The 22,507-nt window shown below is 40.6% G+C and carries 21 protein-coding genes; 1 reads left to right on the forward strand and 20 read right to left on the reverse strand.

From position 1 onward, the window contains the following. Nucleotide 1: 1 nt before the first annotated feature. The 12 genes from greA to KUA57_RS05525 all read right to left on the reverse strand — a co-directional run bounded on the left by greA (nt 2) and on the right by KUA57_RS05525 (nt 15,457). A complete protein-coding gene (gene greA / locus KUA57_RS05470) occupies nt 2-484 on the reverse strand; it encodes a transcription elongation factor GreA (RefSeq protein WP_000818750.1) in 483 nt (160 codons plus the stop codon). A gap of 60 nt (nt 485-544) precedes the next feature. Further along, the gene (mltG, locus tag KUA57_RS05475) at nt 545-2,239 is read right to left on the reverse strand and encodes an endolytic transglycosylase MltG (protein ID WP_218493807.1); all 1,695 of its coding nucleotides are present in this window, start codon (nt 2,237-2,239) and stop codon (nt 545-547) included. A gap of 79 nt (nt 2,240-2,318) precedes the next feature. Further along, complete coding sequence (locus KUA57_RS05480) at nt 2,319-2,813, reverse strand: GNAT family N-acetyltransferase (protein WP_020902221.1); 495 nt, start codon at nt 2,811-2,813, stop codon at nt 2,319-2,321. Continuing rightward, a complete protein-coding gene (locus KUA57_RS05485) occupies nt 2,810-3,271 on the reverse strand; it encodes a GNAT family N-acetyltransferase (RefSeq protein WP_218493808.1) in 462 nt (153 codons plus the stop codon). Before KUA57_RS05485 ends, KUA57_RS05480 begins: the two co-directional genes overlap by 4 nt. A gap of 9 nt (nt 3,272-3,280) precedes the next feature. Continuing rightward, the gene (murC, locus tag KUA57_RS05490) at nt 3,281-4,615 is read right to left on the reverse strand and encodes a UDP-N-acetylmuramate--L-alanine ligase (RefSeq protein WP_218493809.1); all 1,335 of its coding nucleotides are present in this window, start codon (nt 4,613-4,615) and stop codon (nt 3,281-3,283) included. A 10-nt stretch (nt 4,616-4,625) separates the two neighbouring features. Further along, entirely contained in the window at nt 4,626-5,243 is a 618-nt protein-coding gene (zapJ, locus tag KUA57_RS05495) for a divisome accessory protein ZapJ (protein WP_125416852.1), read from the reverse strand. A gap of 47 nt (nt 5,244-5,290) precedes the next feature. After that, nucleotides 5,291-8,389, reverse strand: a complete 3,099-nt coding sequence (locus KUA57_RS05500; RefSeq protein WP_218493810.1) for a pilus expression-regulating Snf2 family helicase — start codon at nt 8,387-8,389, stop codon at nt 5,291-5,293. 92 nt (nt 8,390-8,481) lie between these two features. Continuing rightward, nucleotides 8,482-9,648: a MalY/PatB family protein gene (locus KUA57_RS05505; protein ID WP_218493811.1), complete on the reverse strand. Its 1,167-nt coding sequence runs from the start codon at nt 9,646-9,648 to the stop codon at nt 8,482-8,484. A gap of 7 nt (nt 9,649-9,655) precedes the next feature. Continuing rightward, on the reverse strand, nt 9,656-10,750 hold the full coding sequence (locus KUA57_RS05510; protein ID WP_004269779.1) for a cystathionine gamma-synthase: 1,095 nt from the start codon (nt 10,748-10,750) through the stop codon (nt 9,656-9,658). A gap of 164 nt (nt 10,751-10,914) precedes the next feature. Further along, on the reverse strand, nt 10,915-11,370 hold the full coding sequence (locus tag KUA57_RS05515; RefSeq protein WP_218493812.1) for a hypothetical protein: 456 nt from the start codon (nt 11,368-11,370) through the stop codon (nt 10,915-10,917). A 301-nt stretch (nt 11,371-11,671) separates the two neighbouring features. After that, entirely contained in the window at nt 11,672-13,630 is a 1,959-nt protein-coding gene (locus tag KUA57_RS05520) for a peptide ABC transporter substrate-binding protein (protein WP_218493813.1), read from the reverse strand. Between the two features lie 204 nt (nt 13,631-13,834). Next, on the reverse strand, nt 13,835-15,457 hold the full coding sequence (locus KUA57_RS05525) for a putative polysaccharide biosynthesis protein (protein ID WP_218493814.1): 1,623 nt from the start codon (nt 15,455-15,457) through the stop codon (nt 13,835-13,837). Nucleotides 15,458-15,562: 105 nt separating this feature from the next. Here KUA57_RS05525 and KUA57_RS05530 point away from each other — a divergent pair, with 105 nt between their 5' ends. Then, nucleotides 15,563-17,008 carry a UDP-N-acetylmuramoyl-L-alanyl-D-glutamate--L-lysine ligase gene (locus KUA57_RS05530; protein ID WP_218493815.1) on the forward strand — a complete coding sequence of 482 codons (1,446 nt, stop codon included), beginning with the start codon at nt 15,563-15,565 and terminating at the stop codon, nt 17,006-17,008. Between the two features lie 45 nt (nt 17,009-17,053). On the opposite strand, the gene KUA57_RS05535 is transcribed toward KUA57_RS05530, so the two are convergent. The 8 genes from KUA57_RS05535 to KUA57_RS05570 form a co-directional block, all read right to left on the reverse strand. Continuing rightward, on the reverse strand, nt 17,054-17,245 hold the full coding sequence (locus KUA57_RS05535) for a CsbD family protein (RefSeq protein ID WP_049488510.1): 192 nt from the start codon (nt 17,243-17,245) through the stop codon (nt 17,054-17,056). Between the two features lie 101 nt (nt 17,246-17,346). After that, a complete protein-coding gene (locus KUA57_RS05540; protein WP_125409492.1) occupies nt 17,347-17,997 on the reverse strand; it encodes a DUF1803 domain-containing protein in 651 nt (216 codons plus the stop codon). Next, on the reverse strand, nt 17,981-18,493 hold the full coding sequence (locus tag KUA57_RS05545; protein ID WP_218493816.1) for a YiiX/YebB-like N1pC/P60 family cysteine hydrolase: 513 nt from the start codon (nt 18,491-18,493) through the stop codon (nt 17,981-17,983). The genes KUA57_RS05540 and KUA57_RS05545 overlap by 17 nt, the downstream gene beginning before the upstream one ends. An 87-nt stretch (nt 18,494-18,580) precedes the next feature. Next, on the reverse strand, nt 18,581-19,516 hold the full coding sequence (locus tag KUA57_RS05550; RefSeq protein WP_218493817.1) for a manganese-dependent inorganic pyrophosphatase: 936 nt from the start codon (nt 19,514-19,516) through the stop codon (nt 18,581-18,583). Between the two features lie 82 nt (nt 19,517-19,598). Continuing rightward, nucleotides 19,599-19,886: a GIY-YIG nuclease family protein gene (locus tag KUA57_RS05555; RefSeq protein ID WP_218493818.1), complete on the reverse strand. Its 288-nt coding sequence runs from the start codon at nt 19,884-19,886 to the stop codon at nt 19,599-19,601. After that, complete coding sequence (locus tag KUA57_RS05560) at nt 19,876-20,625, reverse strand: tRNA1(Val) (adenine(37)-N6)-methyltransferase (RefSeq protein ID WP_218493819.1); 750 nt, start codon at nt 20,623-20,625, stop codon at nt 19,876-19,878. Before KUA57_RS05560 ends, KUA57_RS05555 begins: the two co-directional genes overlap by 11 nt. A 52-nt stretch (nt 20,626-20,677) precedes the next feature. Next, complete coding sequence (locus tag KUA57_RS05565; RefSeq protein WP_000689605.1) at nt 20,678-21,040, reverse strand: S1 RNA-binding domain-containing protein; 363 nt, start codon at nt 21,038-21,040, stop codon at nt 20,678-20,680. A 1-nt stretch (nt 21,041) separates the two neighbouring features. After that, entirely contained in the window at nt 21,042-22,442 is a 1,401-nt protein-coding gene (locus tag KUA57_RS05570) for a bifunctional Cof-type HAD-IIB family hydrolase/peptidylprolyl isomerase (protein WP_218493820.1), read from the reverse strand. Between the last annotated feature and the right edge of the window lie 65 nt (nt 22,443-22,507).

Genomic DNA, 22,507 nt, shown 5'->3' on the forward strand with positions numbered 1-22,507 from the left:
TTTAGGCTGTTTTTTCAACCTTCAAAATTTTTACATCATAGCTACCAACAGGTGTTTCAATTGTTGCTGTATCACCTGTTTTCTTGCCAATCAAGGCTTGTCCAATTGGGCTTTCATTTGAAACCTTTCCTGCAAAGGCATCTGCACCAGCTGAACCTACGATAATATAAACTTCTTCTTCGTCCTCACCAATTTCTTGGATAGTAACTGTTTTACCAATCGCTACTTCGTCTTGGGCAACTGAGTCGCTATTGACGATTTCAGCATAACGGATTTTTGTTTCCAAGCTAGAGATTTGTCCTTCGACAAAGGCTTGTTCATCCTTAGCTGCTTCGTATTCACTGTTTTCTGAAAGGTCACCGTACGAACGAGCAATCTTTATGCGTTCTACCACTTCTGGTCGGCGGACCAATTTCAATTCTTCTAATTCTTTTTCAAGTTTTTCCTTTTCCGCAAGGGTCATAGGATATGTTTTTTCTGCCATTTTTCTCAACTTTCTTTCGATAGTATTGAATCTCTATCTGAGATTCTCATTTTTGTAGTCTTAGTTTGAACTACTATTTTGAGTAAGCTTGCTATTGACGTGCTCAGCTACATTACGATCATGTTCTTCCTGTGTCACTGCGTAATAGACTTTACCATCTGTAACATTTGCTACAAAGTAGAGGTTCTCACTCTTTGTTTGGTTGATACTTGCTTCAATCGCGTCCTGACTTGGACTATCTACTGGACCAGGCATCAAACCAGGTTTGGTATAAACATTATATGGTGAATTAATCGATGTGTCAATTCCAGCATCATCTGCTAGGCTAATATTTTGGCCAAGTTTCCCTTGGGCATACAAGATTGCAATATTGCTTTGAAGTGGCATACCAAGGTTCAAACGATTGTAGAAGACACCTGCAATCAACTTACGGTCTTCAGTCTTAGCACCTTCTTTTTCAACAAGTGAAGCAATTGTTAGCAATTCATTAACTGTCAAGTTTTTAGACTTGATTGCACTATAGTGCGGAGTCAAAGTCTTATCCATAGCTGCCAGCATCTCATCAATCAAGCTTTCAATAGTTGTGCTTTCCTTGATAGAGTAGGTCGCTGGGAAAAGATAACCTTCCAAACGGTAACGAACTCCACTTTCTTTCGTTGGCAAGCTTTCGAGTAGATTTGGATATTTAGCAACTTCTTGACTGATAAAGTTGTCATCTTGAACTTTAGCCAAGAAAGCTTCCGCTGTCAAAGGTTCTTTGAATTCACCTTGTAATTGGCCTACAGCTTGGGCAATTTGCTCAATTGTATAGCCCTCTGGAATGGTCAAATCTGCAAGTGACGGTTCTTGAGGTTCAGGAGTACCACCTTTTTGAAGTTCCTTGATGATATCCTCTGTACTCATGCTCTTTTGCAAATTGTAATATCCAGCCTTCAGATCTGAATAATTCTTATATTTAGCATAAAAAGCAAAAATCACACCGTGTTTAATCACACCAGAATGTTCAAGAGTTGATCCGATCTCTTGGACATTAGATCCTTCCGGGATTTGAACGGTTACATACTGCTTAGAATTAGCATCAACTGGTAATAAAGATGACTGAACATACTGATAACCGAAGTAACCACCTGCCGAAATCAAGGCTAGGAAAATCAGTAGAGAAATGAAGAATGCCTTCAAATGTGATTTTTTCTTCTTAACTGGTTTAACTGTCTCACGGCGACTACGTCTAGGAACTGAACCTAGGCTATCTGCCGATTCAGCTAACTCAGATAGCTCATTATCCACTGCAGGAGTACTAACTTCTTCCTGTTGTCTACTTGTTTTATACGACACCGCAACCTTTGTTGGAATCTCGTTAAATTCTTTGTCTTCGTTAAGTTTTACAGGTTCTACTTTTGGTTGAACTGGCTCGAAAACAGGTTCTACTGGTTCAACTACCGCTTCAATTTTAGGTTCTGCAACTTCTTCATTTCCTGCAATTTCATCCGAAATATTATTAGAACGTGATGGAACACCAGGAGCATTCTTTAATATTTGATCCACAACAGAAAGAGAATTAGCCATCAACTCTTCTGCTGAAGGTTCATGTTCCTGAGTTGAAGGATCTACTGAATCTTCTTGAGATAAAGGAGTTTCAAAACTTGTAATCTCGTTTTCTTGCTCACTTCTATCTTGTTTTTTTACTCTCTCTAAATCACGTAAAATTTGCTCTTTAAAGCTTAATTTTTCGTCTTCTCTTGTTTTTTCACTCAAAAGTTTATCCTCCTCGTTGACAATCCATAATATTATATCTTAAAAACGAAAGAAAAGCAACCTAGCATGCTTTTCTCGCTTATTTTTTAGCTTCCCAGACCATATCATACCAGGTTTCCCCTGCAAAGGTTGACTGAGACCGGCCTTCATTGACAAATCCATGTTTTTCGTAGTAGGCGATGAGATAGTCATGACAGGTTAGGTTAATACCTTCTCTTTCGTGTTCAAGAGCCAACTCTTTCAAGGCTGTTAATAATTTTTGACCAAGTCCAAGGCCCTGTGCTTCCTTGGCAATAGAAAGACAGGTCACAGAGATATAACCACTCGGCTCATGACTATAATCTTCTATCTCTTCTGTAAAAGACTGATCTTGCAGATGGCGGTATGGTCCAACTGGCCCTTCTATATACCCCATGATTCTGCCTTCTTTTTCTGCAACCAGAAACGAGGTCTGAATTTTTCGCAAATGAGCTTCAAAAACCGAGCGAGGAATGGCTTCTTCAAGTGAGAAATTTTCTAGTTCAATCTCAACGATACGATCTAAATCTTCTAATCTTGCTTTCCTGATTTTCATTGTGCCTCCAGATAAAAGGGATTAAACCAAATCATACTAAAACCTTGACTAGCTGCATAAAGGGAAGTTTCTTCATCAATAAAACCGTTCATTTCAAAATAGGATAGCAACTCATCAGGACTCTTCAAACGAATAGCTTTGTAATCCAGCTCAACCGCCACCTCTTTCAAGGCCGCAAGAAGAAGCGTGCCCAAGCCCTGTCTCTGATGGCCAGAGTCAATGACTAAAGAATGCATTTCTAGACATTGCGGATTATGTGGCTGAGGATCGCCTAGAACATAGCCCAGAAGCTGATTTTCATCCCTAGCTAGAAGAAAGGTATCCGCACACTTACGGATACTTTCTTCTAAAATATGGGAAGGTTGCTGATTTTCAGCTGGAAAAGATGAAGACTGAAGTGTCTCTATCTCAGCCAAATCAGACTTACTTGCCTGAATGATCTTAATTGGAATTTCCATGGGAACATCCTATTGAACATTACTTGTCAAATTAGACAAGAGACGTTCAAATGAGTATTCATAGGTTTGAATATCTCCTGCTCCCATAAAGACATAGACAGCATTGTCATGGTCTAGGAGTGGAGAAACATTTTCAACAGTGATAACTTGGTGTTTCTTATTGATTTTATTGGCTAGGTCTTCTACCTTAACATCACCATGGTCTACTTCACGAGCAGATCCATAAATTTGGGCTAGATAAACAGCATCCGCTTGGTTCAAAGCGTGGGCAAATTCGTCCAACAAGGCAATGGTTCTTGTAAAAGTATGCGGTTGGAAGACTGCAACAATTTCCTTGCTTGGGTATTTCTGACGAGCCGCATCCAAGGTCGCAATAATTTCTGTTGGATGGTGGGCAAAGTCATCGATAATCACCGTGTCATTGACAATTTTCTCAGTGAAACGACGCTTAACACCGGCAAATGTTTTCAAGTGTTCACGCACCAAGTTCAAATCAAATCCTGCTGTGTAAAGCAATCCAATAACGGCTGTCGCATTCATGATATTGTGACGACCAAAGGTTGGAATATGGAATTGCCCTAATTCTTGACCACGGAAATGAACTGTGAAGGTTGAACCAGTTGTTGAACGAAGAAGATCGCTAGCTACAAAATCATTGACTTCTGCTTCAAAACCATAATAATAAATTGGTGCATCAGACGTAATCTTACGCAATTCAGCATCTTCACCGTAGATAAACAAACCTTTGGTAATTTGTTTAGCATAGTCGTTAAAGGCATTGAAAACATCCTCTAGACTTGTGAAATAGTCTGGATGGTCAAAGTCAATGTTGGTGATAATAGAGTATTCTGGGTGATAAGGCATAAAGTGACGCTCGTATTCGTCAGATTCAAAGACAAAATATTTGGCATTGGCTGAACCACGACCGGTCCCATCTCCAATCAAGAAGCTAGTATCTGTGATATGAGACAAGACATGAGACAACATACCTGTAGTTGAAGTTTTTCCATGTGCTCCAGCTACTCCCATGCTAACAAAGTCGCGCATAAAGCTACCTAGGAACTCATGGTAGCGTTTGTAGCTAATGCCATTTTGGTCTGCATAGGCAATTTCGACATTGTTATCTGGACGAAAGGCATTTCCAGCGATAATTTCCATATCACCGTCTAGATTCTTTTCATCAAAAGGAAGAATAGTAATCCCTGCCTGCTCAAGACCACGTTGAGTAAAGTAGTACTTTTCAACATCTGATCCCTGTACCTTATGCCCCATTTGGTGCAACATCAAGGCCAAGGCACTCATCCCTGATCCTTTAATTCCGATAAAATGATATGTCTTTGACATGTTTTCTCCCCTATTCCGTAATTCTTGTCAGATTCAACTCTTGGGCCACCTGACGTTCTTGTTCTTTTTGTTGATTCTTTTTATTGTAGATTTGGCTCTTCTTCAGAAAATCATAGTTGTTTTTCTTTGGACTTGAAGTTTCTTTTGGCTCAGCTTGAGTCGAAATATTGTTCACTTCTTCCGCCAAGATATAATGAGACTGGGTCAATTTTTGGCTATATTTGACAAATTCACCAGGATTTTCCTTTTGGAAAGGAGCTGTAGGTTGATTGCCCTGTCTAACTAGACTTGGCTGAGAATGGCGTCTTGTAGGAGTAATATCCTTAGTCAGATAACTTGCTGAGCGTTTCTTTTTCAAGTCCGCACGCGCTTCTTCACGCGCCACCTCCGCATAGCTCTTTCCTTCTTTTTTTACTCCTAAGCTAGCCTTCTTAGGTTTCTCTACTGGCTTTTCAATCGTTTTTTCTGGTCTTTCTTCAGTAATAGGGGCCCACTCCAGATAATTCTTATCACGGTATTCTCCCTTGATATTACTGATAAAGTCAGACTCATCATAGAGGTCCATAACCGGCATCTCAGTAAGCATGACCTCATCATCTGACACTAATGGAAATCGTTCTTCTCTCATTTTCTATTTCCTTTCAACACTTCATTATAGCGTATTGTCTTGATTTTTCAAGTGCTGGCTTCAGAAATTCCTAAAATTTCTCTAATTTCTGCTAGGGTCAGACTGCCACGTGACTCTGTGCCATCCAATACTTGTGACACCAGATGTTTCTTTTGTTCTTGGAGTTCCTGAATTTTTTCTTCAATGGTTCCCTTGGTCACCAAGCGATAAACCTCAACCGTTTCTTCCTGACCCATCCGATGGGCACGGCCAATGGCTTGCGCTTCCACCGCAGGATTCCACCAAAGGTCAACCAAAATAACCGTATCAGCACCTGTCAGATTCAGACCGACACCACCAGCCTTAAGGGAAATCAGAAAGGCATCTCTTTCTCCTTGGTTAAAGGCCTTGGTCATGTCTTGTCTTTCCTTGGCTGGGGTCGAACCGGTAATTTTAAAGGAAGTCAAGCCCAAGTCTGGCATTTCTTGTTCAATTTTCTCCAACATTCCCTTGAACTGTGAGAAAATCAAGACACGGTGTCCGCCGTCTGCCACCTGTACCAGCAGGTCTCGGAGACTATCCAGTTTACCACTGGCACCCTGATAATCCTCCATAAAGAGGGCAGGGGTGTCACAGATTTGGCGCAAGCGCATCAGACCAGACAAGATTTCCACCCGACTTCGCTGAAATTCCTGATCTGACACTTGAGCCAGACGGTCACGCATCTGTTGTAGCTGGGCTAGGTAAATAGCCTTTTGCTGATCTTCCAGTTCATTTTTATAAACCACTTCAATCAAGTCTGGCAATTCAGTCAGAACTTCTTCTTTCTTGCGCCGCATCACGAAAGGCTTGATAAACTGAGCTACTCGCTCAGCTGGTAATTTCATAAATTCTTTCTTGCTTGGCAAAAGTCCTGGCATGACGATTTGGAAAATAGACCACAACTCACCCAGATGGTTTTCAATAGGAGTTCCTGACAAGGCAAAGACTGACGGCACCACAAATTGTCTCAAGGTCTGGGCAATCTTAGTTTGGGAATTTTTCATGACCTGAGCTTCATCTAAGAAAAGGAAGTCAAAGGCCATCCCCTGATAAAGATCACTATCCTGACGGAAGGTAGCATAGCTCGTCACATAGATTTGATGGCTCTCGGCAAGAATCTCCTCACGACTAGCTTTCAAACCATGAACAACAACCACATCCAACTGTGGAGCAAATTTCTGAAATTCATCTGCCCAGTTGTAAATCAAACCCGACGGAGCGAGAATCAAGACTCGACTTTCTTTTGTCACTTGGCTGGTCAAAAATGCAATGGTCTGCAGGGTTTTACCAAGTCCCATATCATCAGCTAAAATCCCACCAAAACCATAATGATGGAGCATTTGCAACCAACGAATTCCCTTTTCCTGATAATCTCGTAAATCAGCCTGAACCTGAGTTGCTTGCAAAGGAAAGTCCTCTGGATGCGTCAAATCCTGGGCCAGATTCTGGAATTCTTGTGAAAAAGAAATACGATCTCGTCCTTCAAAGAGATGGGCTAAACTATAAGCCAAAGATTTTCGAGCCTGCAAGGCCCCATCTTTTAATTCAAACTGCCCCAGTTCCTGTAGATTTTGGCGAATTTTCTTGGTTTCTTCATCGAAAAAGTAGACTTGATTGGACGCACCAATGTAAAAATCTTGATTGGCAACCAAGGCCTGCATGGCTTGGTCTATTTCCTCTCGGGAGATATCTTGAAAATCAAACTGGATTTCCAAGAGACCTCCCTTGGAAGCAATCTGCACTTGAGGGCTAGCTAGGTTATAGAGTTCTTCTAACTTATCTGATAGGGCAACATCCCCGAGTTTTTCAAAGACTGGAATGATGTCATGGAAGAAATGATAGACAGACTCTGCTTTTAAGGCCTGACGCCAAGATTGAAAATCTGCTTCAAAGCCCGCTGCCAAACAGACTTGGAAAACTCTTTCTTCTAAGTCAGCATCACTCGAAAAGGGTAATTCTTCTAGCTCTTGTCGGCTAGATACCTGTCTATCCCCATAATCAAACTGGATTTCCAGACGAATCCGATTATCCTCTTCCCTGTCAAAGTAAAAAGAGGGCGAAAACGTTTTGATTTGTAACCGTTCTGGAGCTGAGACAGTCCCCATCTGGCTAAAAAGAGTCAGACAGGAAGCCAACTTATCTCGGTCACTGCTATCAAATTGCAGGTGTTTTTTTCCATGTTTATCCAAAGGCAGCGCTTTGATCTCCTTGAGAAGACGCATCTGCTGGTCTCTTAGAAAATAAACCTGTCCTTTATGGAAAAGTACAGCTCCCTGATAAAAGACATTTACCCTCGGACTATCACTGATTTCCATTTCAAAATAGTCCGAGTATTCTGTTACTGTAAAGGCAAATAGATTAGCATCAGCATGCATATCCTGAAAAAGTAGGGTCTGGTAGCTATCCACTTGGTGATCAAATTGAAAATGGGGTAAGGTCATCAGTAAATTTACACCCTGCTCAAAAAAGGTCAGAGGGAAAAAGAGGTGCCGACCTTGGTTTTGGAAAAAGAGGTCTGGAGCCTGTCCTTCCTCCACTAGTCCCCGCAAGAAAGTCAGAAGTTCTTGGCTGGCCTCATCAAAGGATTCCCAAGACAAGGATTCCTCATAGATTTTACCAATCATATAAGGTTTTCTCTTCTCGACGACTTTTAAAAAGAGTGGAATATCCCGAATGACATAGTATTTTTGACTATTAATTTGGCCGATTCTCAGCGTCCACAAGATATGATTAGTTCCTGCTTCCACCTGACCCACAGCCGACAACTCATAGGCTCGGTCTGTTTTTGGAGATAAAATTCGATCCAAAAACTTGCCTCCCAAGGTCACCTTGGTTTCAACGGCCTCTTTTTCTTCATGACCTTCTTCCAGACTCTGCAAGATTTCCTGACCACGCTCATCATTTTTCAAAAAATGCTCCAGCGCTGCCAAATGTACACAGTAGCCTCTCTTTTGGAAAAAATCGCAGGCACAAAAAACCAAATCATCCTCTAAACTATAGCGCAGTTCTTCTTCTGCAACGCGAGCGTAGAGCCGATTGTTTTTTTCCTTGATGATGTCAACCTTACCAGTTTCATAAAGGACAACGCCTTCGATACGGACTTTGCCCGGAATCAATTTAGCCATATTTTCACCTTTACCTTATCTTTTTATTATACCATATTTTCGCCTATGAAAATAGCCTTCTAGGATGACTTTTCTCCTAGAAGGCTGGATTTTTAAAGTTTAGCAAAAGTCGTCACAATTCGCTGACACACTTCTTGCAGCAGAGATTTAGGCATAGCTACATTGAGACGGGCATGGAGACTCCCTTCCTCTCCAAAATCCAAACCACGATTGAGGATAACCTTGGCTTCATTTCTCAAAAGCTCTTGTAATTTTTCATCAGTCAGGTCATAGGCTGAAAAATCAAGCCAAATCAAGTAGGTTCCTTGCGGTTTCATGACCTTGATTTTAGTCTCTTTTCCAAATAGATCCACCACATAATTAATATGGTCTTCAAAGACTTGCTTGAGTTCCTCTAACCAATCTTTACCGTATCGATAGGCAGCTTCTGTCGCCAAATAACCCAAGCCTGAAATTTCATGCTGGTTATTGGCCAACTGGCGTTTCTGGTAAGCCACTCGCAACTTAGGATTTTCAATGACTGCATAGGAATTTTTTGTCCCAGCAATATTAAAGGTTTTAGTGGCACTGCTCAAGACGATAGCAAATTCTTTAAAGTCAGGGTTGACAGTATTGAAGGAATGATGCTTGTGACCAAAGAGGGCCAAATCTTGGTGAATCTCATCCGAAACCAAGAAAACACCGTGTTTTTGACAGAGTTGACCAATCTTCTCCAACACTTCTTTTTCCCAAACACGTCCACCAGGATTGTGAGGATTGCAGAGAATATAGAGTTTAACATTCTCTTTCACCAAATCCTTCTCCAGTTGGTCAAAGTCAATCTCAAACAAACCATCCTTTTCCACCAAAGAATTGGTAATCAATCTGCGATTGTTCAACTTGACACTGCGTGCAAAGGGTGGATAGACAGGTGTGTTAATCAAAACTGCCTCGCCTTCTTTCGTAAAGGCTTGAATAGCTGTTGAGATGGCTGGTACCACACCCTCGATGAAGACAAGAGCCTCTTTGTCAAAGTGGTAACCGTGTTGTGTAGCTTCCCACTTTTGAACTTCCTTAATTAACTCTTCACTGGCATAGGTATAGCCATAAACCAGTTGATCAGCGTAAGTTTGCACAGCTTGGCGGATTTCAGGCAAGACTACAAAGTCCATATCCGCTATCCAAGCTGGTAGGATTTCACTATCCGTTTCTGCTTCTTTCCATTTATAGGTATGGTGCCCTAAACGGTTGGGCAGGCTTGTAAAATCATATTTTCCCATCTTTATCTTATCCTTCTAAGGCTTGGCGCAAATCTGCAATCAAATCTCTAGCATCCTCAATCCCAATCGACAAACGCAATAGGTCATCTGTCAAACCATAAGAATGGCGCACTTCTGCTGGAATATCAGCATGAGTTTGCGTCGTTGGATAAGTAATGAGACTTTCTACCCCACCCAAACTTTCGGCAAAAGAGAAAACCTTGAGGCTATTCAAGATATGTGGAATGCGTGTTTCATCCGCCACTTTAAAGGAAATCATACCTCCACGACCAGTGTAGAGAACTTCCTTAACTGCTGGAGAATCCTTCAAAAAGGCAACCACTTCTTGGGCATTGGATGTTGAGCGCTCCATACGAAGAGATAAGGTCTTGAGACCACGAATCAATTGATAACTGTCAAATGGAGACAAGACTGCCCCTGTCGTATTGAGATTGTAAAAGAGTTTCTCGTATAGTTCTAAACTATTGGTCACAACCACTCCAGCCAAAACATCATTGTGACCTGCTAGATACTTGGTTGCTGAATGGAGAACGATATCTGCTCCATCTTCAATCGGACGTTGGTAGATAGGGCTGTAGAAGGTATTGTCTACCACCACTTTGGCACCCTTAGCATGAGCCAATTTGGCTAGTTTTTCGATATCAAATTCCAACATCAAGGGATTGGTTGGGGTTTCGATATAGAGAACATCCACGTCCTTTTCTAACTCGGCAATCAACTCTTCTTCTGTATTGGCATAGGTAAAATGGAAACGGCCTTCCTGCTCCACTTGGTTGAACCAGCGGAAAGAACCACCATAAAGGTCACGGACAGCCAAGACCTTACTTCCTACTGGAAAGACGCTAAAGGCCAGTACAATAGCTGACATACCTGAGCTAGTCGCTAGGGCATAGTCTGCGGACTCAATAGCCGCCAAGACTTCTTCCGCCTTACTGCGAGTTGGGTTTTTGGTGCGCGTATAGTCAAATCCAGTAGACTGACCAAACTCTGGGTGCTGATAAGTCGTCGAAAAATGAATCGGTGTCACTAAAGCTCCTGTTGCTTCGTCTGACTTGATACCCGCCTGGGCCAAAATTGTGTTAATGTGTAATTCCTTGCTCATACAATACCTCCAAATCTATAGTAACTATTGTACCACTTATTTTCATCAACTCATTTTCTTCTTTTCAAGAGCTAGTTATAGTTTCAAACTATAGACTTATCGAGTAAAGCTAAAAAGAATCCAGAAAAACTTCCAGATTCTTTTGTGAAAATGATTGCTAGGGTTTACTTTAACCGAAAGAAATCCTGTTGGGCTAAATTGTCATAATGCTCTTTATTAAATTGATACTGGCCCACATGCTGACTAATCTGACCGACATCCACGGAAAAGATATAGACTTCATTTTGATAGTTCCAGTTCAGCCTAACTGTATTCAAGACTGGCTTATAAGTAAAATCTTGAACTTGATTCCAAGGCATCTCTACGACTTGATTAGAACGATTTTCAGTTACATCACTGATATCCATCAAGTAGATCCCCTTAGGTGTGAATGCCAGAATCTTAGGCTTCACGCTCGACTGAACATAGTAACTTCCTCCTACAGTGAAGAAATCAATAAAAGATTTCAACCATGTCTTTTTCTTGAAAGCCATCAGAAAATTCCTTTGTCCCTCGATATGACAAGTTGAAAGAAATGATTCAATCTGTTTTTCTGTTGCAAACTCCATAATAGCACCCATGATTTTACCTCCATAACGATTAGTAAATAGGCAGATAAGAACTCTTCATATAAAGAAGAACTTATCATTTGTTGTATTTTATCTTACTTTTACAGTAGACGACATCCCTCCTATAACATTACCCTAGCATGTGCATACTTCAATCAACATTGGGTAAATTTTCGAACGTAGTTTCTTATATTTATTATAGCATAAACTCAATTAACTAAGAGAAAATATAAGCACTTTTCTTCCAAATTTTCCATCATTCTATATAAAAACGACAGCTTCATTCGAAACCATCGTTTTTCTTGAAAAATCCTTATTTGACATGTTTTGCCAATTCTTCTTGGGCTTTTTTATTAGATTCTTCTTTTTCTTTCAACCATTTTTCTTTGGCTTTTTCATATTCATCTTTTGTGACTGTTTTATCTTGTACTTTGAGGTATTTATATGATTCGATACCTTTATTACCAGCTAATGAATATGGTGATGAGAAAGGAACTGTTTTTCTCAATGTTGGTGTTCCACCCTTAGAAACATTTGGAATTGCTAAAGCACTATCTACCAACCAAGCTTGGATTTCAGCATACTTTTCATAGCGTTTTGCAATATCTTGTTCCTCATTAGCTTCTTCCAACATTTGAGTATAGACATCCAGCCCAACAGCCTTGGCCTTGTCATTGGCTTCACCCGGCTCTATACCTAGATTTTGCATCAAACCACCAGAATTAACGTTAAAGACATCAAGATAGGTTGAAGGATCTTGATAGTCTGCACTCCAACCACCGTTGTATAGATCGTAATCCTTCTGAGCTGCAGTCTGAGCCAAATAGCTTGTATTATCAAAGTCTTCAGTAGAAAGTTGTTGAATATCAATTACAACGTTCTCTGCACCTAAGGCTGCTTCAATAGATTGCTTCATAGAATTTGCCTCTTGGACACCCTTTTTATCAGCTTGGTCAACTGTCATGTCCAAGTGGATAGGGAATTGGACTCCTTTAGCTTGGAGTTCTTTCTTAGCCTCTGCAAATTTAGCCTTGGCTTTTTCAGCATTGTAGTATGGATCCTGAGCATCCGCAAAGTTGATTCCTTGCCATTCCTTACCATAATTCACCATCTTAGAGGCTACTACTTCACCAAAGTCTTTTCCGTTGATACTTACGAAGTTTGGAGGAACAACCAAGTTACGCAAAATCTTAGTTGCTCCATCTTCTCCCTGAGATTGAGCCCCGTAAGCTGTACGGTCATAGGCAAAATTAATGGCTTGACGGAAGTTCTTGTTAAGAACCGCTTCTTGAGTCGATTTCTTTTCAGCATCACTTGTTTTTGAAGTGAATTTATAAGATTTTCTATCTAGGTTAAAGTTTAAGAAGTAAGAAGTAGCATCCTGTAAACTATAGATGATATTGTCCTTATTCTTTTCTTTAATTCCTTCAAAACTTGAACTATTTGGATAAAGGCGAGCGTAGCTATAAGCACCCTCTACAAAGTTACGAGCCAGTGCATCTTGGTCACTACCATCATAATAGGCCAATTTCACATCATCTACAAAGACATTTTTAGCATCCCAGTAGTTAGGATTTTTCTTGAATTCAATGACAGATTTTGAAACAAAGGATTTCATCAAGAAAGGTCCATTGTACAAAATGCTAGATGGGTCTACCTTTCCAAAATCATCCCCTTTTGATTTCAAGAAATCCGCATTGACTGGGAAGAGAATGGTTGAAGTTGTTTTTGAGTTCCAGTAAGATTCTGGTCGTGTCAAGGTATATTGAACCGTTTGGTCATCAAGAGCCTTGACTCCGACAGTTGAAAAGTCTGTTGTTTTACCAGTGATATAGTCATCTAAACCAGCAACGGATTCTTGCACCAAGTACAAGGCTTCTGATTTTTTATCAGCTGCATATTTCAAACCAGTTACAAAATCTTGGGCAGTTACAGGAGCATATTCATCTCCATCTGCAGTATACCATTTAGCATCTTTACGTAGTTTGTAGGTATAGGTCAAACCGTCCTTAGAAACACTCCAATCCTCTGCCAAGGATGGAATATAGTTTCCATACTGGTCATTTTCCATGAGTCCATCTACCAAATTAACCACGATATCATTAGTTGTTGCACGGTTTTCTGCTAGATAATTCAAACTAGACGGATCACTAACATAAACATAGTTATATGTTTTTGACGCTGTGCTGGAATTTCCACACGCGCTTAATAAAATACCTGCACTTAATACGACACCTGCAAGCGTTGCATACTTGGCTTTAGACTTTTTCATCTTCAGAACCTCCTGATTTAAATATTTGTCTTATTATACAACTTGAGTTTTATTTAGTCAATAGATTTTTAAGTAAAATTTAAGAAAAATTAAATTACCATCTACAAACTTTAGCTATTATTCTACAAATTAATAAAAAAGAGAATAAATTGAACATTTTATGATAGAAATGTTCAATTTATCCCTTTTATTTATAAATATTTTTTAAGTTAACTTTAATTTGATTCGTAAGCGATCTGCTTGAGCTTTTCCAATAACCTTATCCAATAAACGGGTACGGAGGCTCATAATTCCATAAACTCCTCCACCCATGGCACCGACAAGAGTTACATATAGAAAACTCCACAAACGCCCACTTGGTTGGAAGACAAATCCCAGTATCCACTGGATAGCACCGACACCGATGAACATAACAAAAGTCAACAAACTGATTAAAATCGTTCTCCTAAATACCACATTACCTCTCATTCCTGTTACCCTACATAGTTCACGATAAATGAATATAATGGGGATGATAAGAGCGATTGATGTTGAAATCAAAGGACCGTAACTGTGAAAAAGATAAATTGTTGGTAATTGCAAGACTAGCTTAGCAACCGAACCATAGAAAAAGTAACGGATCGCTTTACGGTTATGGAACATAGCCTGAAGCATTGGTGACAAAACCATATATACACCCAAAATGGTTGACTGTAAGACTGCAAAGATAAACAAACCTAATGCCAAACCATCTGGCTTCCCGTAAAATATGGTATAAATAGGTTCACCGACCATGACCACTCCCACAGTTGCAGGAAAAAGAAACAATAGAAGCATCGTTAGATTATCTTGAATCAATTTAGAGGCAGACCTCAAATCACCTTTCACATAGTTTTCGGTCAAAAGTGGCAAGCCTACACCACCAATCGAAACTCCTAAGGAAATCAAAATCATAGTGATTTTATTAGGATTGGCTGAGAAATAAGAAAACATGACAACCAAGTCTTCATTACTATAGTTGGTAAACCAGCTCATACTATTGATAAAGGTCATCTGATCCAAAATCTGGAAAAGCTGGATAGCAGACCCTGTCAGGATAAAAGGAATGGCTTCCTTTATGGTATCGACCAAGAGACGCTTGCTATTAATCTTATCTCCTGTTTCAAGGACTCTTTTAAGTAATCCTTCCTTGGCAAGGAAATAGATCAAAACTGCAAAACTGGCTACCATGCCGACAAAGGCAGCAAAGGTGGATTGGGTAACCGCTGCTAGATAATCTCCTGAGCCCATTTTCATAATCATAAAGGTAGCCAAGAGCATCCAGATAACACGAATGACCTGCTCAGCGATTTGGCTCATGGCATAAGGTTTCAGGTTATTCATCCCTTGGAAGAAGCCTCGGATAACACTCATAGATGGGAAAATCAAGACCGCCCAAGCCAAACTCTGCATGATTGGGATCAGGTCTTTCCCTACACCCGACAAGTCTGCTAGCCATGGAGCAAAGAGATACAAGACTAAAGCAAAAACCAGACCTAGTCCTGTCATAAATCCTAAAAAGCTCCGAATCAGGGCAAAGCTATGCTCTTCTTCTCGCATGGTATTATACTTGGCCACTTGCTTGGCAACCGCAACTGGAATACCCGCTGTTGAAACTAGCAAGAACCAAGCATAGATATTGTAGCCCATGGTAAAGAGACCATTTGCTGTAGCCGCATAAGACCCCATCCAGATATACCAAGGGATGATATAAATGGCACCGAGTAGACGACTGATAAAGTTACTAGCCGTTAGCCAAGCAGTCCCCCGTAACATCTGGGCCTGCTGGTGATTGTTTTCGTTAGACATAGATTCCTCATTTAATTTTAATCACTAGGAAAAATTCCTCATCTTCCATTATAAACTTTTCCTTGTCACTTGTAAATTTACGACTTTCGGTTTACAATAGAAAGTATGATAAAGATTGAAACCGTATTAGATATTTTAAAGAAAGATGGTCTCTTCCGTGAGATTATCGACCAAGGACATTATCACTACAACTACAGTTATGTCGTATTTGACACCATCTGCTATGATAGCCGCAATGCCAAAGAGAAGAGCCTCTTTTTCGTCAAGGGTACTGCCTTTAAGAAGGAATTTTTGCTTTCAGCCATCTCACAAGGTCTCGGTTGGTATGTGGCTGAAGAAGACTATGAGGTTGGTATTCCTGCCATTATCGTCAGTGATATCAAGAAAGCCATGAGTTTGATTGCCATGGAATTTTATGGCAATCCACAGGAAAAACTCAAACTCCTCGCCTTCACTGGAACCAAAGGTAAAACAACAGCAGCCTACTTCGCCTATAACATTTTATCTCAAGGGCATCGACCTGCTATGTTGTCGACCATGAACACAACTCTAGATGGCAAGACTTTCTTTAAGTCTGCATTGACAACTCCTGAGAGCATTGACCTCTTTGATATGATGGATCAGGCTGTGCAAAATGATCGTACCCACCTCATCATGGAAGTCTCCAGTCAAGCCTATCTGGTCAAACGTGTCTATGGTCTAACCTTTGATGTGGGAGTTTTCCTCAATATCAGCCCCGACCATATCGGCCCGATTGAACACCCTAGCTTTGAAGACTACTTCTACCACAAACGTCTCTTGATGGAAAATAGCCGAGCAGTCATCATTAACAGTGACATGGACCACTTCTCTGTACTAAAAGAACAGGTAGAAGATCAAGACCATGATTTCTACGGTAGCCAGTCGAGCAACCAAATCGAGAATTCCAAAGCCTTTAGTTTTTCAGCTACGGGTAAACTCGCTGGAGATTATGATATCCAACTCATTGGACACTTCAACCAAGAAAATGCAGTTGCTGCTGGACTTGCCTGTCTCCGTCTCGGAGCTAGTCTTGAGGACATCAAAAAAGGAATCGCAGCAACCCGAGTTCCTGGTCGTATGGAAGTCCTCACTCAGAAAAATGGCGCCAAGGTCTTTATCGACTATGCACACAATGGTGACAGTCTCAAAAAACTAATCAATGTTGTAGAAACTCATCAAACTGGAAAGATTGCTCTGGTTCTCGGTTCGACAGGAAACAAGGGAGAAAGCCGTCGTAAGGACTTTGGCCTCCTCCTTAATCAACACCCTGAGATTCAAGTTTTTCTGACTGCTGATGACCCCAACTATGAAGACCCAATGGCCATTGCGGATGAAATCAGTAGCTATATCAGCCATCCTGTTGAAAAGATTGCCGATCGCCAAGAAGCCATCAAGGCAGCGATGGCTATCACAAGTCAAGAATTAGATGCTGTGATTATCGCTGGTAAGGGAGCCGATTGCTACCAAATCGTCCAAGGTAAGAAAGAAGCCTATCCAGGAGATGCAGCCGTCGCAGAAAATTATTTATAAGATAGTAAAAAATCAAGGGAAATGAAACCCTTGATTTTTTTATCTTTATTTAAAAGCGTTTTTCAAACCTTCAACGGCACCTTCTACAGCATCTTTAGCATCTTCAACTACTTCTTTTGCCTTAGCAACTGTCTTTTCTACAGCGCCTTCTGCTTCAGTCTTACCATCTCCAGTAACTTTACCAAATCCTTCTTTGATAGCGCCTGTTGCTTGTTCCAATTTGTTTTCAAGTGACATATGATTGTCTCCTTTAGTTTTATTCCGATATGTGTTACCGGTTACATATAGTTTATACCGAATACTAAGGAAAGTCAAACAATGTGCTCACAAAAAAGAAATCAGGCCAAGTAGAAAGCTAATCTTTCCTTATCAAAATAGACGGCCAATTCATACTTTCCATCTTCATTTTGGACAATATAGCCCAAGACTACTAAACTGTCCACAAAGATATCACGTCGTTTCTGCATCAGTTGATCTTTTTTGAGAAATTTTAGCAAAAAAGTCGTCATATATTTGAGAGCATACTCAGGATTGACATCTCCCAAAATAGCATAGAGTACCTGCTGTTTTTCTGTCAAAGGATACTGATGTTTGACCTTGTAGAAATAATTGGACAGGGTCATTTTAGTCCGCGCAAAGTCCGTCTTTTCAACTAAAATAGATTCATTGGTTTGATTTCGTAATTCCGTCTCAAACCTCTGCTCTAACAAGGCTTGATAGACCGGACTATCTTCGCTAACAAAAATCTCTTGATCCAGTTCGAGACTATCGAGTGATTCAAGCATAGGAAGATTAAGGTAATAACGCTTATTTTCCCGACGAATCAAACCAGCCTTTATATACTCTTCCATGAGTTTATCAACTGCCACATCTGGAAATTGAGCCTTAATTTCTCTCAAAATAACATCATCATGCTGGTCCAGATAGCGGATTAATTCTCCAAAAAATGACTGTCTCGTCAAACGAGATGGATTAAAAATCTGAATCATGAAGATTCCTTTCTTTACATTCTAACAGAGGCGATGCTGCCAACTGACTAGGATTGGTCCCAGCTTGGTTCAGAGGAACAGGCAAGCCTAGTTCTCTGTAATACTCTCTCCAAAAGTCACTAATCTCCTGCTCCCCATCCCCAAATTTCATGGGAATGATTTCAAAAATGGGGAGGATTTCTGCCATATACTGGGAACAGTAAAAACCTTCTCCATCTGGATAGAAAGAAGCATTGTAGGGTGCTCCTAGATGTTTGCAAGCTTTTTCCTTCACAAACTGGATATCCATTTCTGGGTAAACATAGAGGTCGTACAAATGATTGGACTCAAAGAAGTCTGCTGGTTCTTGACAAACCACACCAGCCTGTCCACTAGCGTGGTAAATCATCCCATCCAAACAAATGGCAACATGATTATAGTTGCCTGTGGAAGTCTGGATGCCCTGCCCCATATCTGACTCATCTCTCACAAAAATCAAATCGCCATTTTCTAACATGCTTCACTCCTAGAAAAAAAAGGAGCCAAAACTCCTTTCGATATAAGTCAAATTAGAATTTCCTAATTTGAATTGACACTCAAAATATTAAGCATTGAAGCTTTCAGTCAATTGAGGTACCACTTGTTTCTTACGTGAAACAGCACCAGCAAGGAAGGCGTGGTTGTCTTCAAGTTTGAAGTTGAAAGCCGCTTCGACCTTGTCCATGTTAGCACCAAGTGCTAGGATTTCTGAGTTTGAGTTGACGATATCTGTAATCATCAATACAAAGTCAGAATAACCATTTGTTGCGTTGGCGGCTTGCATTGCAGCTTCAATTTCTGCTTGACGTTCTAAAACTTCAGCGATGTCAACTGTGTTTACTTGGGCAACACGGACATTATTTCCGTTCAATTCAAAAGTCTTAGCATCGATGTCAATCAATTCTTCAGCAGATTTGCTGGCCAAGTTTGTACCAGCTTTCAACATAGCCAAACCATACTCTTCCAAGTTAACACCAGCCAATTCAGCCAATTCTGGAGCAATAACTATATCTGTTGGATGTGTTGTTGGTGATTTCAAAAGAAGGGTATCTGAAATCAAACCTGAAAGCATCAAGCCAGCAATCTCTTTAGGAACAGCTACACCATGTTCTTTAAACATACGGTAAACGATTGAAGACGCTGATCCAACTGGCTCCAAACGCATGTAAAGTGGGCTTGCAGTTTCAAAGTTAGCCACACGATGGTGGTCTACAACACCATAAACTTCTACTTCAGCGATATCTGATACAGATTGTTGGAATTCATTGTGGTCAGTTAGGATAACTTGCTCTGCACCTTCTGCTTTGGCAGAAGTGATGACACGCGGTGCTTCCACACCGAAATAGTTCAAGACAAAGGCTGTTTCTTCATTTGGAGTTCCAAGGGCAACAGCTTCCGTATCCAAACCGTAAGCTTCTTTTGCAAGATAGGCAAAGGCTACAGATGACCCGATGGCATCTGAGTCTGGATTTTGGTGACCAAATACTAGAATCTTAGACATGATAATACCTCATTTTGTTTATTCTCTTTATTGTAGCATTTTTTTCGCTTTTTGACAAAAGTAAGAGGAGTCAAAGGACTCCTCACGATTCTTCAAAATAACTGAGTAAATTTCTATCTTGATTTTCAGATAATAATCTTTCCTTCTGTGACCTCTTCTTACGCTTGAGAAGGGCTTCTGCCGACATGGCTTCTTCCTTACTGGCAAAACCTTGAGCATAGATAAGTTTGACTGGCAAGCGTGCTCGTGTGTATTTGGCTCCCTTCCCACTATTATGCATAGCGAGACGTCTTCTCACATCAGTCGTATAGCCTGTATAGTAGGATCCGTCACGACACTCCAGCACATACATATAAGCCTTATGATCCATAATAAATCTCTTCAAGTTCAGGCGTATAAGAGCCATCATCATTGTGAACAATGAGAGGTGGCAAGACCTTAAAGCCACTTGTTGAACCATCCTTGATAGCCTCAATCAAAAGCATATTGGCTTCCTTTTCCCTTTTTGGATAAACAAACTGCAGGCGCTTAGGGGCTAGATTATGCCGTTGTAACGTATCCAAAATATCCAGAAGTCGATCAGGACGATGAACCATAGCCAAGCGCCCATTAGATTTAAGAATACTCTGGGCACTACGACAGATTTCCTGCAAATTGGTCGTGATTTCGTGGCGAGCCAAGAGATAATGTTCACTTTCATTCAAATTAGAATGAGGATCCACCTTGAAATAGGGTGGATTACACAAAATCATATCCACCTTACTTCCCTGTATAAGAGAAGGCATATTTTTCAAATCATCACAGATGACCTCCATCTGCTCCTCTAATCCATTCAAACGGACAGAGCGCTCAGCCATATCTGCCAAACGCTCCTGAATCTCAACAGCCAAAATCTGTGCCTGAGTACGAGTGCTAGCAAAAAGACCCACTGCTCCATTCCCAGCACAGAAATCCACAATCAAGCCCTTCTTAGGGAAACGTGGAAAACGTGACAAGAGAACACTATCCACTGAATAGCTAAAAACCTCTCTATTTTGAATGATTTTGATATCTGTCGAAAAGAGCTGGTTAATGCGCTCTCCTGATTTTAATAATTGTTCTTCTTCCATGGTCTTATTATAGCAAATTTATATTAACATTACAAAAGATAGAGGTTTCTAACTAGTGCTTCTGATTCTTCAAATGTTGAAGGGCTTCCTTGGTCCAAATTGGCATCATTCGTTTAAGAGGCGCAAAGCCGTAGTTAAAACGGTCGCTTGAAAAGCGTCTCCGTCTCGGAAACTGGTGCTTTTCTTCCTCCAAAGTACGGATAGAAAGACTAGCTTTCCCTGTAAATTCATCTAAATCCACTACCTGAACCTGAACCTCTTCATCGACTTTCAAGGCTTCTTGAATATTTTCAATAAAGCCTGTCCGAATCTCTGAAATGTGAATCAGCCCCGTATCACCCGTCTCTAGCTCAACAAAGGCACCGTAGGGCTGAATCCCTGTAATACGGCCCTTTAGCTTATCACCGATTTTCATCTTAGTCCTCGATTTCAATTGTTTCAATCACAACATCTTCAACTGGCTTATCCATAGCTCCTGTCTCAACAGCAGCAATGGCATCCAAGACTGCGTAAGATCCTTCATCAGCTAACTGACCAAAAACCGTGTGACGGCGGTCTAGATGAGGAGTTCCACCTTGGTTGGCATAGATTTCCGCAATCGGTTCTGGCCAACCACCACGAGCAATTTCTTTCTTAGAATAAGGCAAATGTTTATTTTGCACGATAAAGAACTGGCTGCCGTTGGTATTTGGACCAGCATTAGCCATGGAAAGGGCACCACGGATATTGTAAAGTTCTTCTGAGAATTCATCCTCAAATGATTCGCCGTAGATTGACTCGCCACCCATACCAGTTCCAGTTGGGTCTCCACCTTGAATCATAAAATCCTTGATAATACGGTGGAAAATGACACCATCATAGTAGCCATCTTTTGAAAGTGCAACAAAGTTCGCCACAGTCTTAGGAGCATGTTCAGGGAAGAGCTTAATACGCAAGTCTCCGTGATTGGTCTTAATAGTCGCGATAGGACCTTCTACTGTTTCAATATCTACTTGTGGGAAATGCAATTCTTTTTCTACCATACCAAATCCTTCTAAGGCATCAAAAATGCCATCTTCTTCTAATGTTTTTGTAATATAATCTGCTTTTTCTTTGATGTTATCATGAGAAATTCCCATTGCAACGCTAATTCCAGCATAATCAAAGAGTTCCAAGTCATTCAGCCCATCTCCAAAAACCATGACGTTCTCTGGTTTCAAACCTAGGTATTCCACAACCTTTTCCACACCCGTCGCTTTGGAGCCTGAAATCGGCACAATATCAGACGAATGCTCATGCCAACGAACCATGCGAAGTTTGTCTGAGAGACTGTCAGGCAAGTGCAAGTCATCTCCCTTATCTTCAAAAGTCCACATCTGATAGATATCTTCTTTTTCATGAAAATCAGGATCTACATCTAAATCAGGATAAATTGGATTGATGGCTTCACTAATCATATCGGTGCGAGTCGACAACTTGGCATCATGACTCCCAACCAAACCATACTCAATTCCTTCTTGCTTAGCCCAAGAGATATACTCCTCAACATCTGACTTCTCAATCTGATGTTGATAAATAACCTGACCTTTTTTATCTTCGATATAGGCCCCATTTAAGGTTACAAAAAAGTCAGGCTTGAGATCACGAATCTCTGGAACAACACCAAAAATCCCTCGTCCAGAAGCAATACCTGTCAAAATTCCTTTCTCACGTAATTGCTTAAAAACAGTTGGGATTGAAGTCGGAATAAAACCAGTCTTAGAATTTCGCAAGGTATCATCAATATCAAAAAAGACAATCTTAATCTTTTTTGCCTTGTATCTTAATTTGGCATCCATCTCACTACCTCTTTCAATCTAACTCTTTCCATTATACCATAAAGTAGAGAAATCCCACATCTCCC

Origin of the sequence: Streptococcus vulneris, assembly GCF_019218685.1 — a bacterium.
Classification (GTDB): Bacteria; Bacillota; Bacilli; order Lactobacillales; family Streptococcaceae; genus Streptococcus; species Streptococcus vulneris.

What these genes read in the sequence shown, in the direction of transcription:
- zapJ (WP_125416852.1), bottom strand. Translation starts at nt 5,243, where the DNA reads ATGAGAGAAGAACGATTTCCATTAGTGTCAGATGATGAGGTCATGCTT.
- greA (WP_000818750.1), bottom strand. Translation starts at nt 484, where the DNA reads ATGGCAGAAAAAACATATCCTATGACCCTTGCGGAAAAGGAAAAACTT.
- KUA57_RS05510 (WP_004269779.1), bottom strand. Translation starts at nt 10,750, where the DNA reads ATGAGCAAGGAATTACACATTAACACAATTTTGGCCCAGGCGGGTATC.
- KUA57_RS05550 (WP_218493817.1), bottom strand. Translation starts at nt 19,516, where the DNA reads ATGTCTAAGATTCTAGTATTTGGTCACCAAAATCCAGACTCAGATGCC.
- KUA57_RS05480 (WP_020902221.1), bottom strand. Translation starts at nt 2,813, where the DNA reads ATGAAAATCAGGAAAGCAAGATTAGAAGATTTAGATCGTATCGTTGAG.
- KUA57_RS05555 (WP_218493818.1), bottom strand. Translation starts at nt 19,886, where the DNA reads ATGGATCATAAGGCTTATATGTATGTGCTGGAGTGTCGTGACGGATCC.
- KUA57_RS05535 (WP_049488510.1), bottom strand. Translation starts at nt 17,245, where the DNA reads ATGTCACTTGAAAACAAATTGGAACAAGCAACAGGCGCTATCAAAGAA.
- KUA57_RS05525 (WP_218493814.1), bottom strand. Translation starts at nt 15,457, where the DNA reads ATGTCTAACGAAAACAATCACCAGCAGGCCCAGATGTTACGGGGGACT.
- KUA57_RS05505 (WP_218493811.1), bottom strand. Translation starts at nt 9,648, where the DNA reads ATGGGAAAATATGATTTTACAAGCCTGCCCAACCGTTTAGGGCACCAT.
- KUA57_RS05560 (WP_218493819.1), bottom strand. Translation starts at nt 20,625, where the DNA reads ATGGAAGAAGAACAATTATTAAAATCAGGAGAGCGCATTAACCAGCTC.
- KUA57_RS05540 (WP_125409492.1), bottom strand. Translation starts at nt 17,997, where the DNA reads ATGATTCAGATTTTTAATCCATCTCGTTTGACGAGACAGTCATTTTTT.
- KUA57_RS05565 (WP_000689605.1), bottom strand. Translation starts at nt 21,040, where the DNA reads ATGAAAATCGGTGATAAGCTAAAGGGCCGTATTACAGGGATTCAGCCC.
- KUA57_RS05485 (WP_218493808.1), bottom strand. Translation starts at nt 3,271, where the DNA reads ATGGAAATTCCAATTAAGATCATTCAGGCAAGTAAGTCTGATTTGGCT.
- KUA57_RS05570 (WP_218493820.1), bottom strand. Translation starts at nt 22,442, where the DNA reads ATGGATGCCAAATTAAGATACAAGGCAAAAAAGATTAAGATTGTCTTT.
- KUA57_RS05520 (WP_218493813.1), bottom strand. Translation starts at nt 13,630, where the DNA reads ATGAAAAAGTCTAAAGCCAAGTATGCAACGCTTGCAGGTGTCGTATTA.
- murC (WP_218493809.1), bottom strand. Translation starts at nt 4,615, where the DNA reads ATGTCAAAGACATATCATTTTATCGGAATTAAAGGATCAGGGATGAGT.
- KUA57_RS05545 (WP_218493816.1), bottom strand. Translation starts at nt 18,493, where the DNA reads ATGTTAGAAAATGGCGATTTGATTTTTGTGAGAGATGAGTCAGATATG.
- KUA57_RS05530 (WP_218493815.1), top strand. Translation starts at nt 15,563, where the DNA reads ATGATAAAGATTGAAACCGTATTAGATATTTTAAAGAAAGATGGTCTC.
- KUA57_RS05515 (WP_218493812.1), bottom strand. Translation starts at nt 11,370, where the DNA reads ATGGGTGCTATTATGGAGTTTGCAACAGAAAAACAGATTGAATCATTT.
- KUA57_RS05500 (WP_218493810.1), bottom strand. Translation starts at nt 8,389, where the DNA reads ATGGCTAAATTGATTCCGGGCAAAGTCCGTATCGAAGGCGTTGTCCTT.